Below are 19530 nucleotides of genomic sequence, written 5' to 3'. Positions count from 1 at the left end.
ATACTAAGAATATATACCTCCATTAATATTAATCACTTCTCCTGTGATATAACCTGCCTTATCAGAAGCTAAAAAACCTACTAAATCAGCTACTTCCTCTGCTTTTCCGAAGCGATTAGCAGGAATCATCTTCACTAATTCCTTTTGATCTAATTCAGCAGTCATATCAGACTCTATAAACCCAGGTGCCACAGCATTCACAGTTATATTTCTCTTTGCTACCTCTTGTGCTAATGCTTTAGTAGCTCCTATCACACCAGCCTTAGCAGCAGAGTAGTTTGTCTGTCCTGCTGTACCTTTTACACCTGATACAGATACAATATTAATTACACGGCCATATCTATTGCGCAACATCTTTTGCATAAAGAATTGCGTTACATTATAGAATCCATTTAAACTTGTTTGCAGTACTTTATTCCAATCTTCTAAAGGCATCCACATAAATAGACCATCACTAGTAATCCCCGCATTATTAACAATAACTTCTATTACAGCTACAGGATTAGCCTCTACCCATTGTGTTAATACACTAACTACATTCTCATGATTACTAACATCAAACTTAATAATCTCTCCTGTTGATCCTAATTTATTTACTTCAGCTAAGGTCTCTAATGCCTTTTCTTCATTAGACTGATAATTAATTAATATATGATACTTTTTATCTGCTGCTAGACGCAAACATATTGCTCTACCTATTCCTCTTGATCCACCTGTAACTATAGCAGTTTTCATACTTTTAATAACTTTTATTTACTAAATAATTCTAAGTTGTCATACCATTTATTGCCTAACAACTCTCCTTGGGTATTGATATAGCCCCATTTACCCTTATATTTTACACGAGCTAGTCCATTAATAAATCCACTACCTCTCTTTCGATAAACATAGTTTCTAGCATTTATCTCATATTTAAAAGGGATTAACTCTTTACCCTCTTTATCTATAAAGCCCCACTTTTTATTGTAGCGAGCAGCAGCTAATCCTTCTGTTCCAAAAGCTAATACATAATCATACTTAAATGGTATTACTACCTCATTTTTAGTATTAACATAGCCCCATTCACCATTTACTCTAGCAGAGATTAATCCTTCAGATAATTCCCCCATGTTTTCATACATAAATGGGATAACCTCATGTCCGAGACTATTTATCATACCTACTAACTTTTCTTTTTTAGCAATGATATAATCCATATTCTCTATCGAAATAATCTTAGTTACTTCAGGTAATTCTATCTTCTGTTCATTGTTCCACAAATAAAATATCTCATTTTCTTTTACCCAAGTTATCCCATTGTGATATTCACCAACAGCATCATACATACACGATACTATAATATTACCTTTTGCATCGATTATACCCCATTTACCTTGAGATAATGCTTTAAAATATTCATCATTTAAATACATTATTTTCTCATAAGTAGGCGGTACTATGACTACTCCTTCCTGATTAATTAACCCTACTTTTTCTCCTGGTTTATAAAACGCTACTCCACCTTTAAAGTTATAAGTCTTTCCTAACGTTTTAAATGGTTGATTCTTCTTATCGATATAAAACCAATCTTTGTCATTCAACACCATCGCTATTCCATAATTAAAGTCTTTTACCTTATCATAAGAAGGCGATATAACCCATTCCCCTTTTTCATTAATAAACCCCCATTTATTTTTTTCAAAAACAGCAGCAAGTCCTTCATTAAAGCTTCTAGCTTCTTTAAACCTTGGTGGGATAACATGTACTCCCTTTTCATTAAGAAAACCTATCTTCCCCTTCTCCTTAAACAAGGCTAATCCTTGACTAAAACTACATATAGTAAGTAGTGATATACAGCATGTCAAAATAAACCTATTCATAGACAGATATTATTGTTTTAAATAATCTTTCACTTTTTGTAGATATGGATACATTACTACATCCTCAGCAAATGTTGGGATGATGTTACGTACTTCTTTATACCACTCTTGTGTTGGTAAAGATAAGTTATCTTTACAATTCAATGCATCTATTGCTTGAGCCAAAGTAATCATTTGAATAGATAATACTTCGAAGCTATTTTCTATCACCTTATCACATAATACTGCCGCATTAGTCCCCATACTTACGATATCCTGATTATCATTATTATTAGGAATACTGTGTACATACATAGAAGTAGATAATGTCTGACACTCTGCTGTAGTAGAAGTAGCAGTAAACTGTACTCCCTGCATCCCGAAGTTAAACCCGAGTTTACCCAGGTTTACGAATGGTGGTAACAGCTCATTAATCTTAGCATTCAGAAGATAGTTAAGTTGTCTCTCTGATAACATTGTCAATCTCGTCATCACTAACTTTAGTTTATCCATCTCTAATGAGACATAATCTCCGTGGAAGTTTCCTCCGTGATATACTTGTTTAGTCTCCATATCTACGATAGGATTATCATTAGCAGAGTTTATCTCGTTCTCTAATACTTTTTTTACCTCTTGTATGGTATCATACACAGGACCTAATATCTGTGGTACACATCGGATAGAGTAGTACTCTTGTACTTTATCCTTGAAGATACTTTCTTGATTCTCTCCAGTATATAAATGTTCGGCTCTTTTTCGCGCCATTTTACTACTCACTAATGTATCTCGCATTGCCTTTGCGATATACTGTTGACCTTTGTGCTTTTTAGCTTGGTTAAGTTCTACAGAATAGTGGTCATCATACGCACTTACAAGCTCATTAATAGCGCAAGACATCTTAATAGACCAATCTAATAACCTATTTGCATTTTGCCAATTCAGAATACCTATACCAGTCATAACAGAAGTACCATTCATAAGTGATATCCCTTCTCTAATGCGTATCTCTATTGGTTGTAGTCCTTCTAGTTCAAAGACTTCTTTTGTATCTCTTCTCTCTCCTTTATAGAATACTTCCCCTTCTCCAATTAATACTAATGCTAAATGCGCCAACTGTACCAAATCTCCACTAGCACCTACGCTACCGTGAGCAAAAATCAATGGTGTAATATGACGATCTAATAACTCCTTCATCAAGGTAATAACAGTAAGGTTAACTCCTGAATACCCTAATGACAAGGTATTCAAACGAGCCAATATAGCTGCTCTAACTTGTGCTACTGATAATGGTGTTCCGATACCTGAAGCATGACTTCTTATTAAATTATACTGTAGTTGAATACATTCCTCCTCTTGTATTCTATATTGAGCCATAGGGCCAAAACCAGTATTCACGCCATAGATTACTTTATTCTTTGAATAATCAAGTAAAAACGAGAAACTATTCTCTACACGTGTTACTAACTCTTTAGATAAAACTATTTCATTTTTATCATTTAGTATAGTTATAAAATTTTCTAAGGTTAAGAAGTCTTTTAAGATATTCATTATAAGTCTATTAATATTTTTTAATTAAATGCTTTCAAGAATTGAATATTGTCAATAACTTTGATAGTCATAATTTTAAGGCAAATTTAATACTATTAACAAAATAACAATATAAAATGTTAATTGAAAATGTAGATGTTCTAGTTATCGGTGCTGGACCATCTGGTAGTGTAGCTGCAAGTTACCTTCACAAGATGGGTATTAGTGTGAAAGTAGTAGAGAAAACTAAGTTTCCTCGAATAGTTGTAGGAGAGAGCCTTATCCCCAGAGTGATGGATCACTTCGCAGAAGCAGATCTATTCCCTTCTCTAGACAGTATGGGGTTCCAAAAAAAACCTGGTGCTCGTTTTATACGTGGTAAGGAGATTTGTATTTTTGACTTTAGCGATAAGTTTTCAGAAGGATGGGACTGGACTTGGCAAATCCCTCGTGCTGATTTTGACTTGGCTATTGCTAACGAAATGATTAAAAAAGGGGTTGATCTTGAATTCGAATCTGAAGTAACCCATATAGAATTTAAAGGCACAGACTCTATCACTACAGTGATTGACAAAAACAAACAAGAAAAACAAATACATGCCAAATTCTTAATTGATGCTAGTGGTTATGGTCGTGTATTACCACGTTTACTCAAGTTAGATGCGGCTTCGAAACTGAGCCCACATTCTGCAATATTTAGCCATATCAGAGATGTGAGGAGACCGGAAGGAGTAGAGGGTACACAAATCTCTTTTGACATTCTAGAAACAAAAGTGTGGCTATGGGTAATTCCATTCTCAAATGGTAATACTAGTGTAGGTATCGTAGGCCCTACAGACTTCATAGAATCATTATCGAATAACAATTCGACTAAAGAAGCACTAGAAAAAGCAATCACATTATCTGATTTCTATATAAAACGCTTTGGTGATTTACCATTCGAATTCGATCCAATTAAATTAGCCAACTATTCTATCAGTGTACAAAAAATGTTTGATGATGGCTATGTATTGACTGGTAATAGTACAGAATTCTTAGATCCTGTATTCTCTTCAGGAGTGTGTTTTGCAACAGAATCTGGTATGTTAGCAGCCAAACTAGCTATAAGACAAATCAAAGGAGAAAAAGTAGATTGGCAAGCTGAATATAGCGACCACATGAATAAAGGTATAGATGTATTCACAACTTATATTCAAGAATGGTATACGGGTAATCTACAAGAACTATTCTTCCACCAACCCGAAAATCCAGATGTAAAAAGGAAGATATGCTCTGTACTAGCAGGGTATGTATGGGATGATCAAAACCCTTTCGTTAAGAAACACAACAGTGTAATACGCAATATGGCACACCTTATCAAAATGGAAAAGGAAAGCAAAAACGTTTAAAATAATAGATAAAAAATAGCCGCTCTGTACAGAGTGGCTATTTTTTTGTGCCTATATATAGGTACACTAGAATCATTATTATAATCATATTTGATCAAAATGCCCTCTAATGGAGTGAATAGCGCTAATTGGTCAAAATGACTCTAAATGAAGTATATAAATAGTTATAACTAACTAAAACATAATAATATACACATTATCTTTTTTATTTTGTTCGGATAGTGTTCGGTAGTACCCAGTATTTACTTGGGATAGGAGGTGTTTTACCGAATCGTACTAAATCTCTACCCGAACAATCTACTAACTAAATACACTACATTTTCATCTACTAGAATTTAAAAAATCAAGAATATTCTTAATCCTAAATAGGCAAAATAATACCTTATTTTAAGGTCAAAAAAATGCGTTTTTTACTCTCAAAAAACACATCAAAAACTAGATCAAAATACAGTACCGAAATCTCTAAAAAAAGAGCAAAAAATACAGCTATAAAAGCTTGCTTAAAACTCAAAATAGAGAGCATATTTCAATAAAAAAATTATCTATTCGATAAAGAAATAAAAGGTAAAAACAATACAAAAATCTTAAAAAGACACTTCATTCTACCCCCCGTCATGGCTAAAAAAACTCCTGTCCATACCTCAAAAATGAGTACGTAATCTCTCCAATCTTACCCCAAATTCCACTAACCAACTAACCCAAATAATAACCTCGGGACACTTAATTTTGAACTCTAAAATACAATCGAAACTCTGTTTACAACGTCAATTAGGAGTACAAAAGGTGCTAAAACACAGATAGTAACTAAGTTTACTATATTTTATAATCTATTAGAATACAACGATTTATCTCCATACACCCCATTGTTAATAAGAAACAGTATAACACTGATATTAAACAAAGTAAGAACTAACAATTTGCGTTGATAACTGTAAAAAGTTTAAAAAAAGTATTTTTTGTTTATTTCAAAAAAATTACAATACAACTCATGCACACATATTTGCAAATTTATTTTCTAAAACATATTGTGTGGATATTAAGATCAAAAGTATAGGTTGTGAACAGTTTTAGACACCCTCATTTATCTAAAAATAACTGTTGATAACGAAAAAGTCTCTTGTTAATAACCAATCTAAACTATTTATTTTAAATGATTTGTGAATTAACAACCTGTTGATAAGTATTAATAATCAACTTTAAAGAATTTATAGAGAAAAGTTATTGTACATATTAACAGACAATACTATACTATTAGTTTATTTTAAAATTTTAAAAAATCTATTTATATATATTATAGTTGTTAATAACGTTGATAAGTGTTTTTGTTTTTCATATTTGGTATTATGTATTGTTGAGTGTGAAATATTAAAATTATAAGGCGTTGTTTTTTAAAGGAGACTTTAGAAGGATGACGGTTAAAATTTTCGAAGCCTCTGAGGTTTGCTTATAAATTTTTGATAGGGTAGTAGGTCGCTATATGAAAAATATAGACGGTTGATTTTTTTGAAAAGTAGAAATGTTCCACGAGAAACATTCCGAAACATCGCCTTGTATTTTGCGTATATTTTCTGACAGTGGAAGTGGGGTAAAATATCTAAATTATGAGAGGTTGTTTTTAGTAAAATTTGGCTCTGATTTTTTAGTGTTTTTTGTATCGTTTTTAAGACTGTTTCTTGCCTATTTTTTTGCTGTGATTTTTAGGTTCGATTAGAGGGATTATTTTAGAATTTTATTTCTCTATTTTTATTAGCAGGATCATATTTTTTGACTGAGAAATTTAAGAGGTAGGTTGTTTTCATATTGATTAAAATCTCTGAAGATGTAATCCGATTTATTGATCCAGGTGATATTTATATTTTTCTTTAAAAGAGAAAATCTTAGTCTTTTTTGATTTTGTGTTTTTTTCTCCTTGAGTCTTTATTAATGAAATGCTAATTGTTCCTCGTGGAACATTTTTGAAGGTTTTTATATTTTTCTTTTTTCATTGGATTGATTTTAGACTTTACTTATTTTTTATCGTTGGTCGGGAAAAATTTGTCAAGTAGTATTTTTTTGTTTTTACTAGATAATAAAAATCCTTCTAGATTTTGATATTTGAGTCTCGGATTATTTTTCTTCAAAATATGAGTTTGTGAGGAGGATAATTTTTAAGAGAATTAAATTTTGTTGTTTTTAGTCTATTTTTTCAACGCGCTGAGAATCGCGTATATTTTTTTTTTCTGACCATTGGTACGTTTTATCGAAAATATGGAAAGGAGATATTTTAAGCTTTTTTATTATTTTAGTTTCCTCATTGTTTTTATTTTTTATTTTGATATTGGATAAAAAAAAGGAAGCGCTGAGATTGTCATATTTTGTTTTTTGTTTCACGTGAAAAAAAATAGAGTAGTGGTAGTGTGTTGTTTTTATGTCACTAGATTTATTTTCTAATTGTTATAGATCTAAGTAGGATTTTCGTTTTCTATTTGCGTAACTTTGGTACTTTAGAAGGCTGTATATTTTATAGAAGTCTTTTTTTACAAGAAAACAACGCTGTATAATTTCAATATATTATTTTAATCAAGTGTTCGTATTAGATATCAAAAGCTAAGCGGGTTGTTTTAGAATGGAGAAGGCTTTTTAAGTCTATTTTTAAGCTTTAGGAGCTAAAGGATTAACTATCTGTGTTTTTAGTTTGTAAATTTGATATTTTAAGGGCTTTTTAAGTCTATTTTTTATTTTTCCGTGTACCTTTGCAACAATTATTTTTTAATAGAGAAAAAGTATGATATTTTTTAACTATGAAACTGATTTTCAATTAGTTGATGAGACTAAATACGAAGATTGGATTGAAGAGATAGTGACTTCAGAAGGATTGTTCCCTGGGGATATCAGTTATATATTTTGTGACGATGCTTACTTACATGAGATTAATGTTAAGTATTTAGATCATGATACATTGACAGATATTATCAGTTTTGATTATTGTGAAGGAAAGATTGTCTCTGGTGACATCTTTTTATCTATAGAGAGAGTACGTGATAATGCTAAGGATTTTAATGTTGATTTTGACGTTGAGTTACTGAGAGTTATGTCTCATGGTGTCTTGCATTATTGTGGTTATAAGGATAAATCTCCTGAGGATGAACGCTTAATGCGTAGTAAAGAAGAAGAGAAAATGGCTATGTTCCACGTGGAACAATAGTGTTTTTTCGAGTATTTTAATTTAAATGTTTCACGTGGAACAATGAGTATATTCGCTGATAAATATGATGTAATAGTAGTAGGTGGTGGGCACGCTGGTTCAGAAGCTGCTGCTGCTGCTGCAAATATGGGTTCTAAAACTTTATTGATTACAATGAGTTTGCAGAACATCGCTCAGATGTCTTGTAATCCTGCAATGGGAGGTATCGCAAAAGGGCAAATCGTAAGAGAGATAGATGCATTAGGAGGTTACTCTGGTATTGTATCTGATAAGACTGCGATCCAGTTTAAGATGCTTAATAAGTCTAAAGGACCTGCTATGTGGTCTCCTCGAGTGCAGTCTGACCGTATGCGTTTCTCTGAGACTTGGAGGCTTATGTTAGAGGGAACACCTAACCTTGATTTTTATCAAGATATGGTGAAATCTTTGATTATTAAGAATCATAAGATTGAAGGTGTAGTAACTAATCTTGGGTTAGAAATAAAGGCTAAGACTGTTATCTTAACTAATGGTACCTTCTTAAATGGGCTTATCCACATCGGAGAAAAACAGTTCGGTGGTGGTAGAGCTGGAGAGGGGGCTGCTTATGGAATAACAGAAGACCTAGTGAAAGCTGGTTTTACTTCTGGCAGAATGAAAACAGGTACACCTCCTAGGGTAGATGGTCGATCATTAGACTATAGTAAGATGGAAGTACAAGGTGGAGATATTAACCCTTCTAAGTTTTCTTACCTAGATGTGACACAACCATTAGTTCAACAAAGAGACTGTTTTATGACGTATACTTCTCCTGAAGTACACGATTTATTAAGAGAAGGATTTGATCGTTCTCCGATGTTTACAGGTAGAATTAAGAGTATAGGACCACGTTATTGTCCATCTATAGAAGATAAGATTAACCGTTTTGCTGATAAAGATAGACACCAAATATTCGTAGAACCTGAGGGGTGGAATACTTGTGAGATCTATGTAAATGGATTCTCTACTTCACTACCAGAAGACGTACAGTTTAAAGCTCTTCGTTCGGTAGCTGGGTTTGAGAATGCTAAGATATTTAGACCTGGGTATGCTATCGAGTACGATTATTTTCCACCTACACAGTTAAAGCATACGCTTGAAACTAAGCTTGTAGAAGGACTATATTTCGCTGGGCAAATCAATGGTACTACAGGTTATGAAGAGGCAGCTGCACAAGGGCTAATGGCTGGTATGAATGCTGCTTTAAAAGTAAGAGAAGAAGGGGAGTTAATCCTTAGAAGAGACGAAGCATATATAGGTGTATTGATAGATGATTTGATTACGAAGGGGACAGAAGAGCCTTATAGAATGTTTACATCTCGCGCAGAATACCGTACATTATTACGTCAAGATAATGCTGATTTTAGATTAACACCGAAGTCTTATGAGCTAGGTTTAGCGTCTGAAGAACGTATGAGAAGAATGGAGCATAAGCAGACAGAAGCAGAAAACTTCGTTCAATTCTTTAAAGAAACAAGTGTGAAAACAGAGGAGGCTAATCCTATTTTAGAACAGAAAGGATCGTCTCTAATGAGTCAACCTGATAAGATGTTTAAGGTATTCTCTCGTCCACAAATCGAGTTAGAAGATATCCTTAAATTCGAAAAGGTAAAAACTTATATAGACGAGCATGATCTAGATCAGGAGATCATAGAGCAAGCAGAAATCCAAGTGAAATACTCAGGGTATATAGAGAAAGAAAAGAACAATGCTGATAAACTTAATAGACTAGAGGATGTAAGAATCCCTGCTAATTTCGATTATGATAAGATAGTATCTCTATCGTTTGAGTCACGTGAGAAGCTTAAAAATATTAAGCCTATTACGATATCTCAAGCTTCTCGTATCAGTGGTGTAACGCCTACAGATATCTCTATCTTGTTAATCCATATGGGTAGATAAGCAGGTTTAGCAGGCTTGAAAAAATATAGAAGGCTGGTATGTTCCACGTGGAACATACCAGCCTTTTTTTATGGATGGAACTGTATAGAATAATATAGAAGTAGTGTAGTAGGTACATATATTAGAGCATAGAGTAGGTAGATGTATAGTGTATCATATGTAAAGTTCAGAATACTTATTTTGGAGTTGTTGTTGGTAGTTAAGGGTAGGAGATGCTCTTAATAGTTATTGAGTTTTATATTGTAATGGATAGTTTAATACGTTTGTGTTTTTACTTTATAAGAGGTATTGAGTAGATAGTATTTGATGCTTTATTTTTTACTTTCTTTTATAGGAGAGGATGAGTTTATACCTTAATACTATATTAGAAAGTACTCTTATCTATATGCTTATTTACTTTCATAGTGATTATATAATTTTACTACACAGTACTAATTTGAGTAGATAGAAGAAAGTAGATTATTCATAAAAGTTTCTATTTATGTATAACCATCTTGGTTGTCTTGTATCATTTTTTATGTTTAGAGTAGAGGATAATATTATGTAATGAGTTTGTGTTTTATTAGCCTATTATGATTGGCTATTTTAAAGAATCAAAATGAAGTTTAATGAAAGGAAGGAACGAATCTTTCTAGTTATCTACTTTATATTTTTAGTTAGAGTAATTGTTTAAGTTATACATTTTAGTTTAATACTTATTGCTTATAAAGTGAGTTTTCATGTAATACTCTTTGGAGTTAAATAATAACTTTAAGTATCATTTTTAGAATTAGGTTCACTCTCTTTTTATTTTTAGAAGCTCGTTAATTAAGCCATTATTTTTTTGTGGTTTTAGAATCATAGCCGATATATGTTGTTTATATTTGTGTGGCTTTTAAAACTTCATTGATGGAAATTAATGCAACTATTAAATATATAGAAGTAGAGGATCATTCTGTTTCTAAAGAGAAATTTGAACTTTATTTAGATGAGAAGTTTCAGTTATTAAAAACTGAACCAGTTCCTGATTTGGATAAATTAGATAGTTATTATGAAAGCCCAGAATATATTTCTCATACAGATAGTAAAAAGACTTTCTTCGATAAGGTATATCAAACGATCAAATCAAAAGCAATTCAGAATAAGTACAAAATACTTGAAGATATAAAAAGTGATCAAGGTGTACTTTTAGACATAGGATGTGGAACAGGGGAGTTTCTATTAGAAGGAAAAAATAGAGGTTGGTCTGTTTTAGGTTTTGAACCAAATAAAGGAGCGAGACAATTAAGCCTAAATAAGGGAATCACATTAGTAGATTCTCTAGATGATATTGAAGATCATTCTGTAGATGTTATTACGATGTGGCATGTGTTAGAACATATACCTGATTTAGATAAACAAATAAAGACACTTCAACGTATATTAAAAAAAGAAGGAACACTGATCGTAGCTGTACCTAATTATAATTCTTACGACGCTAAGTATTATGGTCAATATTGGGCAGCTTATGATGTACCTCGTCACCTTTGGCATTTTTCTCAGAAGTCGATTCCGTTACTTTTTAATCCTTACCAATTTGAATTAGTAGAAACATATCCAATGTTGTTCGATAGTTTTTATGTTTCACTTTTATCGGAGCAATATAAAATAGGAAAAAAGAATTGGTTTAAAGCTTTTCGTGTTGGACTAAAATCAAATATTGAAGCAAGAGCAAATTTAGAGTACTCTTCACTGATTTATTACTTAAAAAAGAACTAAGCTACTTTTTAGTAGGATATGATGCCTTTTTAGCTCTTTAGAAGTGCTATTTCTTATTTTAAAGCGATTTAAGCGAGTTTCTACTTAGTAGTGAGGTCTATGTATTCCTTTTTTGAGATAATAGTTATTTTAATGGTTTAAAAAAGGGGTTCTGTATTAAGTTTATCTATATAGTTAATATGTATTGATAGATTTTTATTATATCTTAATTATTTTTATTTAACTGTAAAAAGTTTATTACATTTACAACTGGTTTAAAAAAGCGAAAATGAAAAAAACTATTTTAATGCTAGGTATAGCTGGATTATTATTTTCATGTAATAATAATGCAACTCCTGCTACTGAATTCAAAACTGCTTATGTAGATTCTGCTAAGTTGATGAAGGAGTATGAAGAGATGAAGGATATGGAATCAAAATATAAGATCCAATCTGAAGAAAAAGGAAAAAGCTTAGAAGCTGAAGTTGCTAAGTTCCAACAAGAGGTTCAAAACTTCCAAGCTAATGCTCGTCAAAAAGGACAAGCATGGGCTGAGCAAACTGCTGCTAACCTTCAAAGAAAAGAGCAAGAATTACAGTTTAAACAACAAACTTTAATGCAAGCTTTACAAAAAGAGAGCGGTGAGGAAATGGAAGCTGTAGTGAAAAAAGTAAAAGAACATATCGCTGAGTATGCTAAAAAGAATAACTTAGACTATGTATTCAATACTGAGGATGCATCTACTGTTATCTATAGTAAAGACAGTAATGATGTTACTGAAATCATGATCAAAGAATTAAATGCTAAATATAAAGGTAGCGCTACTCCTGCTAAATTAGAGGAGACAAAACCTGCAGAAAGCAAAGAAGATAAAAAGTAATATCTTTGAATTACTTTAGAGAAAGCCCTTGTTTTAACAGGGGCTTTTTTCGTTTAGTACAGTTTTATTATCGTATTTTGTAAAAAAAAAGGAATGACTAATTTTTCAGAAGAAGCAGAATACGTTTTAAAGTTTATCAATGAGACGAATAGATCTCTTTTTTTGACAGGAAAGGCTGGTACTGGTAAAACTACCTTGTTAAAAGAAATTATTAATACTACACATAAGAATGCAGTAATAGTAGCTCCTACTGGGATAGCGGCTTTGAACGCAGGTGGAGTGACTATACATTCTTTTTTTCATTTGCCTTTTGCTGCTTTTGTCCCTGATACTAAGAATCCTCCTATTTTTACTGATACAATCAAGTTTGAAAATCGCGTATCGCTAAGGCGTCATATGCTGATGAGTAATGCTCGTAGAGCGTTGTTCTTAAACATGGATTTGTTGATTATAGACGAGGTTAGTATGTTGCGTGCAGATGTATTAGATGCGATGAACTTTATGTTACAGACTGTGCGTAAAAGTCAACAACCTTTTGGTGGAGTACAGGTTCTTTTTATAGGAGATTTATTACAGTTGCCACCCGTAGTCAAGAACCAAGAATGGGATGTGTTGAAGCGCTATTATGACGGGGTATATTTCTTCCATTCAGAAGTTGTTAGACAGTATCCTCCCTTGTATATCGAGTTAGAGAAAGTGTATAGACAGTCGGATCAAGTGTTTATTAACTTGCTAAACAATCTTCGCAATAATCGCGTATCTAGAGAGGATTTGGCACTCTTAAATCAGTATACCAATCCTAACTTTAATATAAAAGATAACCCTGGTTATATCACTCTAAGTACACATAATGCTAAGGCTGACAAGATTAATGAGGACGCACTTAGAGGATTGTTTACGAAGGAGTTTAGTTTTATGCCTGAAGTAGTGGGAGATTTCCCTGAAAAGATATATCCTATCGAGGCTAAAATGACGCTTAAAGAAGGTGCTCAGGTTATTTTTATTAAGAATGATATATCTCCAGAGAAGCGATTCTACAATGGTAAGATGGGGATGGTGAAGACCTTGACTAAGCATGAGATATTCATAGAGTTTGAAAATAAAGAAGTCATTGAAGTAGAACGATACGAGTGGCAGAATATAAAATATACGGTCGACCCTAATACTAAGGAAATCGTAGAGGAGGTCTTAGGTACCTTTAGTCATTATCCTCTTAAGCTAGCATGGGCTATTACGGTGCACAAGAGTCAAGGGCTTACCTTCGATAAGGCTGTTTTAGACGTATCTAAGGTGTTTTTACCGGGGCAGGCTTATGTTGCCTTATCTAGACTTCGTTCGTTAGAGGGACTAGTCTTATTATCCCCTATACAGATGAACGGCTTAGTCAATGACGAGGATGTAATGAGCTATGCTGAGAATAAGGCTGGCACAGAAGAATTAAATCTGCAATTAAAGATAGAGACAAAGAACTTTCTTCGAAACTATCTGATACAGACCTATTCTTGGTTTAACCTTAGTACACAATGGCATACGCACCTTTATAGTTATAATGCCGAGGCGGAGAGAAGTAAGAAAAGTGCATTTATGGGCTGGGCTCAGCGTATGACAAATCACTTAGATGAAATGGTTGTTCACTCAGAGAAATTTGTCAATCAGTTAAGAGCATTGTTTGAAGAAGAACCTTTCAGATTTGAGTTTACTAAAGAACGTGTACTTAAAGCGTATGATTACTTTTTTCCTCGTTTAGATCACATGGTTTTTGAACTATTGTTCACTATAGCACAGGTAAAAACTGCGAAGAAATCAAAGGCGTTCTACGAAGAATTAGTACCGTTAGAAGAGTCGTTATTGAAGACGGTTATTCAGATGAAGAAGGCTTCTATTATGTTGAAGTTAATAGAAGAGGATAAGAAGATATGCAAGGAGAATCTGCGCTCACTAGAGATCAGTGAGTATAAGATTAACCATTTAGTCAATATCGCTAATCTGATAAGAAGTACTAAACTAGGAGTAGAAGAGGAGGAAGATATAGAAGTGTATTCTTCTAGTCCGAAGACGAAGTCGAAAGAGAAAAAGAAGTCTACGTTTGTCATTACTCTAGAGATGTGGAAAGAGAAGATGAGTATAGAAGATATTGCATTAACTAGAAAACTGACTACGACTACAATCTATTCTCATATCGGTAAGTTGATTATGGATGGGCATATTACCTTAGAAGAAGTATTGCCAAAAGAACGTATAGAGGAGTTAACTGCTTTATTTGAGAAGAGTAAGGGAATGACGTTATCTGAGATTAAAGCGAATGCAGAAGAGGACTTCTCATGGGAAGAATTAAAGTTGTATCAACGTGCAATGGCTCAGAAAGAGGAGTAAGGTATATATTGAAGTAAGTATACTGTCATTATAGAATGAATTAAGTGTGGGGCTTATTTGCTTTTGCTTTGCTAGGAGAGTGCTTGCAGTATTCTAGCACATTCCTTCGACAAAACACCTGTTTTGCCTAGGATTCTCCAAGGAAAGTCCTAGGAAACCGCAAGAAAGTGCAAGCTAAAGCAATGCTCTTCTAAATAGAAACAATAAAAAAAAGGTCGTATTCATCGAATGCGACCGTTTTTATTACTTCTTATGTATTAACCGTGTTAGCTTTATAGATAGATCTGTGAAGATCATTTTAGCATTACCATTTCGTTCTATATGGTAGATAGCATCACCTAGCTCTTGGTATATTTCATTTATATTTTCTCCGTTGACAAAGGGAGCAAAGTTTTCTAGTTTAAACTTATCTACTGTCGTTTTATAATATACTAGTTCTGGAGTTTGATAGTTTAACAGTAGAGCCTGTCTGAATAGTTCTATACAAAACTCTATAAACTGTTTTTGCTGTTCACGTCCTAGAGCAGCTAGTTCCTCACTCCATTCTATTAGTTCCTGAATTACAGCAGCGTTTCCCTTCGCTCTAAAGGCTGCTCGCACCCATTGTACAAACCATTTCTCATAAGGTAAGGCATTCGCTTTATTATGCAGTAAGCTCAGTGCTTTGTTATAACTTCCTTGAGATTGATTAGCGATCATGATGGCTTCCTGTGGATCACATTGTTCGCGTTGTATTAAAGCTTCTTGTATTTCGATAGCGTTAAGCGGAGGAAACTTTAGTACTTGACATCTAGAGAGGATAGTCTGTAGAATATTTTTCTCGTTCTCTGCGATTAGTATGAACACTGTTTTAGCAGGTGGTTCTTCTAATAGCTTTAGTAGTTTATTAGAAGCCTCAGTATTTAGCTTATCTGCCATCCAGATAATCATAATCTTATAACCACCTTCAAATGATTTTAAGGCAAGTTTCTTCAGTACTTCACTCGCTTCATCTACTCCTATTTGTCCTTGTTTATTCTGTATATCAATGTGGGTGTACCAATCGAAAAGGTTTCCGTATTTATTCGTTTTTAAAAAACTGCGCCATTGTTCTGCAAATAGATCACTAGTAGCATTCCTTTTTACAGCTTCTGTCGTAGCTACAGGATATACAAAGTGCAAATCTGGGTGAGCAAGATTGTTGAATTTGATATTACAGGCATCATTCCCTCCTGTGTTTTCATTACCCGTATTTTTGCATAGTAAATACTGCGCGTAGGCGATAGCCATGGGTAAAGTACCTGTACCTTCTCCACCAATAAATAACTGTGCATGAGGTACACGACCTGATGCAGCTGACTGTATCAAATGATTCTTTAAAAAGGATTGCCCTATAATATCTGAAAATTGCATAAGGCAAAGATAAATTAATTATCAAGTGTTTAAAATAATCAGATTCATAATTGTACAACTATTTTATTTCTGTTTAGAGAATATTTACCTTCACAAAATAAGGTTTGTTCTATAACAATGTATTGTAATAATACAGCTTATTATCAGGGACTAAATCTATGAAGTGATGATTAAGTCAATGTCTTTTGCGTTTAGTTTTGTGTTAGGAGTATCTATTTTGTTTGTTATTTAGAGTTTTTTAGACAAGTTCTAGTCTATAAGTGTTCTAAAATTAAAAATAGTTTAAATATTTATTTGCGCTTATTATTTTGTATTTCTGTCTGTAAATACTATAATATTGAATAATTAATATATATAAAGTGTGATATAATTAATAATTATATGGTTTAATGGTGTATTTATAAAAGACTAATGAGTGTAATATGTTAAAATTTTCGTTTAACAATATAATAATCAGGTAGTCTGATATCGAAAAAGATTTATATTTGTGTAACTTATCGTAAAATATATAAAAAAGTAAAGATGAAATCTATTGATAGTTTTGATTTTAAAAATCAAAAGGTGTTGGTTAGAGTTGACTTTAATGTTCCCCTAGATGAGAATTTTAATGTTACAGATACAAATAGAATAGAGGCTGCAAAACCTACTATTGAAAAAATAGTAAAAGAGGGTGGTGTAGCTATCTTAATGTCTCACTTAGGAAGACCTAAGGGAGAGCGCAATGACAAGTATTCACTACGTCATATCGTTGCAAAAACAGAAGAGATTTTAGGACATAAAGTTACTTTTGTGAACGACTGTGTAGGAAGTACTGTTAAGGAAGCTATCGCAGCTAGTAAAGCTGGTGATATCATCTTATTAGAGAATCTACGTTTCTACGCAGAGGAAGAAAAAGGTGATGAAGGGTTCTCAAAACAATTAGCGGAGTTAGCTGATTTTTATGTGAATGATGCTTTTGGTACTGCACATAGAGCACATGCTTCTACTACTATCGTAGCGAAGTACTTTGCTGATAAAAAATGCTTTGGTTATTTATTAGCTAAAGAGATAGAGAGTTTAAATAAAGTATTGAATAGTACTGATAAGCCTGTTACAGCTGTATTAGGTGGTTCTAAAGTATCTTCTAAAATTACGATTATCGAGAATATCTTAGATAAGATAGATCACATGATTATCGGTGGAGGGATGACTTTTACATTTATTAAAGCTCTAGGTGGTAAGATCGGTAATTCTATTTGCGAAGATGATAAGCTAGAATTAGCTTTAGATATCTTGAAAAAAGCGAAAGAGAAGAATGTACAAGTACACTTACCTGTGGATATTTTGGCTGCTGATGCATTCGCTGCTGATGCAAATGTACAAGTGGTAGCTGCTAATGAAATTCCTAATGGATGGCAAGGTTTAGACGTAGGTCCTAAGACATTAGAAAGCTTAAAACCTGTGGTAGCTGAGTCAAAAATCATCTTGTGGAATGGTCCTTTAGGAGTATTCGAGATGGAGAAATTCGCGAATGGTACGATCGAGTTAGGTAACTTCATTGCTGAAGCTACTAAAAATGGTACTTTTTCTTTAGTAGGAGGTGGAGACTCTGTAGCTGCTGTAAAACAGTTCGGTCTAGCGCCTAAGATGAGTTATGTTTCTACTGGAGGTGGAGCAATGTTGGAAATGTTGGAAGGTCAAGTATTACCAGGAATTAAAGCAATACAAGAATAATAGTAGGTCCCTATGCTTATATATTAAGCATAGGGATTTTATAATACATAGCGCGATGAATTACAAAGTATTAACTTTATTAGCATGCGGTCTTTTTTCGTACTCAGTCATGGGACAGAATGAGCCTAGTACGCTTACAGAAGTATCAAAGAAAGAAATGAGCCCAGAGGTGTATCTGGACTCTATTAAAAAGACATTCGTTAACCATGCTAGTAGTGCCTCTATAGAGAAGCGCTGGTTGAATGAGTTATTGAACCAAGATTTATTTAATGAGCTAGAGAATGAGTTAGCTGATGCAAACTTTGACGAAGGAGATGTTCGTTTTGATGAATTACCTACTGAGCTTTTAAAAGAACGTTTAAAAAGATTAAATGAGAAAACACCTTTTAATGTTGAATACAATGAAACATTAGAGCGAGTGATCAAGTCATTTTTAAAGAATAGAAAACGTTCTTTTGAGAGGTTATTAGGCTTATCAGAGTACTATTTCCCGATGTTTGAGGAGCAATTAGCAAAACAAAATGTTCCTTTAGAGGTTAAATATTTATCTATAGTAGAATCTGCACTTAATCCTGTAGCTCGTTCTAGAGTGGGAGCTACTGGTCTATGGCAATTCATGTATCCTACAGGTAAACAATATAATCTAGAAGTAACTTCTTATATAGATGATCGTATAGATCCATTAAAGTCATCTGAGGCAGCTGCTAAGTTTTTATCAGACTTGTATGGTATGTTTGGTGATTGGGATTTAGTATTAGCATCATATAACGCTGGACCAGGTAACGTGAGTAAAGCGATTCGTCGTTCTAATGGATATACGAATTACTGGAATATTAGACCAAATCTTCCACGTGAAACACAAAACTATTTGCCTGCATTCTACGCTACTATGTATATTTTTGAATATGCAAAAGAGCATGGTATCACGTCTAAAAATGCACCTATAAAGGTAGTGGAGACTGATACAATAGCGATTAAGAAAACAATGTCTTTTGACCAAATCGCTAATTTATTAGATGTATCTAAAGAAGAAATAGAGTTCTTAAACCCTACTTATAAGTTACAAGTGATTCCTTATGATAGTGGTAAGTTGAACTTCTTAAGACTACCTATAAAGAAAATAGGTTTAATGGCCTCTAATGAAGAAAAGATGTATGCTTATGTAGATTTTTTAGATTCTAAAAAGGAACAACCAAACTATGCTGTAGTTGCAGAATCTATAGTAGAAAGTAGCTCTGTTAATCCGCGTTATCACACGATACGCAAGGGTGAGAGTGTAGGTACTATTGCTAATAAATACGGTATTTCGGTTGCACAATTAAAGAAATTAAATAATCTAAAAGGAAATCTAATTTACCCTGGTAAGAAATTAGTAGTAGGTAAAAAAGCGGTGGCTCAAGCGTCAGGCGGTACTAAGAATAATTTCTATACTGTGCAGAGAGGAGATTCATTATCCTCTATAAGTAAGAAGTTTGCTGGAGTGACTGTGACTAAATTAAAGTCCTTAAATAATATGAAGGACTCAGATGACATTCGTCCAGGTATGAAGTTAAGACTTAATTAGAATAGAAGATAGGAGAGTATAGTGTGAAGTATCTA

Annotated in this window: 12 protein-coding genes; 8 read left to right on the top strand and 4 right to left on the bottom strand. The window is 33.2% G+C overall.

The window, feature by feature from the left end; translation table 11 throughout:
* Nucleotides 1-3 precede the first annotated feature (3 nt).
* Genes fabG through hutH form a run of 3 tightly spaced genes read right to left on the bottom strand, consistent with a single transcriptional unit; the run spans nucleotide 4 to nucleotide 3386 of the window.
* Entirely contained in the window at nucleotides 4-735 is a 732-nt protein-coding gene (fabG, locus tag RT228_RS07615) for a 3-oxoacyl-ACP reductase FabG (RefSeq protein WP_006260484.1), read from the bottom strand.
* 14 nt (nucleotides 736-749) lie between these two features.
* The gene (locus RT228_RS07610; RefSeq protein WP_006257910.1) at nucleotides 750-1859 is read right to left on the bottom strand and encodes a WG repeat-containing protein; all 1110 of its coding nucleotides are present in this window, start codon (nucleotides 1857-1859) and stop codon (nucleotides 750-752) included.
* 9 nt (nucleotides 1860-1868) lie between these two features.
* The gene (hutH, locus tag RT228_RS07605; RefSeq protein WP_006257909.1) at nucleotides 1869-3386 is read right to left on the bottom strand and encodes a histidine ammonia-lyase; all 1518 of its coding nucleotides are present in this window, start codon (nucleotides 3384-3386) and stop codon (nucleotides 1869-1871) included.
* A 116-nt stretch (nucleotides 3387-3502) separates the two neighbouring features.
* On the opposite strand from hutH, the gene RT228_RS07600 reads away from it, so the two are divergent.
* From RT228_RS07600 to RT228_RS07575, 6 genes are all read left to right on the top strand, one after another.
* Nucleotides 3503-4753 (top strand): NAD(P)/FAD-dependent oxidoreductase, encoded by a 1251-nt coding sequence (locus RT228_RS07600; protein ID WP_006257908.1) that lies wholly within the window; start codon nucleotides 3503-3505, stop codon nucleotides 4751-4753.
* A gap of 2764 nt (nucleotides 4754-7517) precedes the next feature.
* Nucleotides 7518-7937, top strand: a complete 420-nt coding sequence (ybeY, locus tag RT228_RS07595) for an rRNA maturation RNase YbeY (RefSeq protein WP_058699211.1) — start codon at nucleotides 7518-7520, stop codon at nucleotides 7935-7937.
* A gap of 42 nt (nucleotides 7938-7979) precedes the next feature.
* Nucleotides 7980-9857 (top strand): tRNA uridine-5-carboxymethylaminomethyl(34) synthesis enzyme MnmG, encoded by a 1878-nt coding sequence (gene mnmG, locus RT228_RS07590; protein ID WP_313138583.1) that lies wholly within the window; start codon nucleotides 7980-7982, stop codon nucleotides 9855-9857.
* Between the two features lie 888 nt (nucleotides 9858-10745).
* Entirely contained in the window at nucleotides 10746-11594 is an 849-nt protein-coding gene (locus RT228_RS07585) for a class I SAM-dependent methyltransferase (RefSeq protein ID WP_313138582.1), read from the top strand.
* Nucleotides 11595-11862: 268 nt separating this feature from the next.
* Nucleotides 11863-12453: an OmpH family outer membrane protein gene (locus RT228_RS07580; RefSeq protein WP_313138581.1), complete on the top strand. Its 591-nt coding sequence runs from the start codon at nucleotides 11863-11865 to the stop codon at nucleotides 12451-12453.
* 93 nt (nucleotides 12454-12546) lie between these two features.
* The gene (locus RT228_RS07575; protein WP_313138580.1) at nucleotides 12547-14826 is read left to right on the top strand and encodes a helix-turn-helix domain-containing protein; all 2280 of its coding nucleotides are present in this window, start codon (nucleotides 12547-12549) and stop codon (nucleotides 14824-14826) included.
* Between the two features lie 243 nt (nucleotides 14827-15069).
* On the opposite strand, the gene RT228_RS07570 is transcribed toward RT228_RS07575, so the two are convergent.
* Nucleotides 15070-16218 carry an ATP-binding protein gene (locus RT228_RS07570; protein WP_006257901.1) on the bottom strand — a complete coding sequence of 383 codons (1149 nt, stop codon included), beginning with the start codon at nucleotides 16216-16218 and terminating at the stop codon, nucleotides 15070-15072.
* Nucleotides 16219-16740: 522 nt separating this feature from the next.
* On the opposite strand from RT228_RS07570, the gene RT228_RS07565 reads away from it, so the two are divergent.
* A complete protein-coding gene (locus RT228_RS07565) occupies nucleotides 16741-17931 on the top strand; it encodes a phosphoglycerate kinase (protein WP_313138579.1) in 1191 nt (396 codons plus the stop codon).
* A 55-nt stretch (nucleotides 17932-17986) separates the two neighbouring features.
* On the top strand, nucleotides 17987-19495 hold the full coding sequence (locus RT228_RS07560) for a lytic transglycosylase domain-containing protein (RefSeq protein WP_006262475.1): 1509 nt from the start codon (nucleotides 17987-17989) through the stop codon (nucleotides 19493-19495).
* The last annotated feature ends 35 nt before the right edge of the window (nucleotides 19496-19530 follow it).

Source organism: Myroides sp. (assembly GCF_032073645.1).
Lineage (GTDB): Bacteria > Bacteroidota > Bacteroidia > Flavobacteriales > Flavobacteriaceae > Flavobacterium > Flavobacterium odoratimimum.
The sequence above is the reverse complement of the archived record's forward strand: the minus strand, read 5'-3'. Positions and strand labels throughout refer to the sequence as shown.

Excerpts from the sequence above, each read along its gene's own strand:
- fabG (WP_006260484.1), bottom strand. The coding sequence starts at position 735 with ATGAAAACTGCTATAGTTACAGGTGGATCAAGAGGAATAGGTAGAGCA.
- RT228_RS07610 (WP_006257910.1), bottom strand. The coding sequence starts at position 1,859 with ATGAATAGGTTTATTTTGACATGCTGTATATCACTACTTACTATATGT.
- hutH (WP_006257909.1), bottom strand. The coding sequence starts at position 3,386 with ATGAATATCTTAAAAGACTTCTTAACCTTAGAAAATTTTATAACTATA.
- RT228_RS07600 (WP_006257908.1), top strand. The coding sequence starts at position 3,503 with ATGTTAATTGAAAATGTAGATGTTCTAGTTATCGGTGCTGGACCATCT.
- ybeY (WP_058699211.1), top strand. The coding sequence starts at position 7,518 with ATGATATTTTTTAACTATGAAACTGATTTTCAATTAGTTGATGAGACT.
- mnmG (WP_313138583.1), top strand. The coding sequence starts at position 7,980 with ATGAGTATATTCGCTGATAAATATGATGTAATAGTAGTAGGTGGTGGG.
- RT228_RS07585 (WP_313138582.1), top strand. The coding sequence starts at position 10,746 with ATGGAAATTAATGCAACTATTAAATATATAGAAGTAGAGGATCATTCT.
- RT228_RS07580 (WP_313138581.1), top strand. The coding sequence starts at position 11,863 with ATGAAAAAAACTATTTTAATGCTAGGTATAGCTGGATTATTATTTTCA.
- RT228_RS07575 (WP_313138580.1), top strand. The coding sequence starts at position 12,547 with ATGACTAATTTTTCAGAAGAAGCAGAATACGTTTTAAAGTTTATCAAT.
- RT228_RS07570 (WP_006257901.1), bottom strand. The coding sequence starts at position 16,218 with ATGCAATTTTCAGATATTATAGGGCAATCCTTTTTAAAGAATCATTTG.
- RT228_RS07565 (WP_313138579.1), top strand. The coding sequence starts at position 16,741 with ATGAAATCTATTGATAGTTTTGATTTTAAAAATCAAAAGGTGTTGGTT.
- RT228_RS07560 (WP_006262475.1), top strand. The coding sequence starts at position 17,987 with ATGAATTACAAAGTATTAACTTTATTAGCATGCGGTCTTTTTTCGTAC.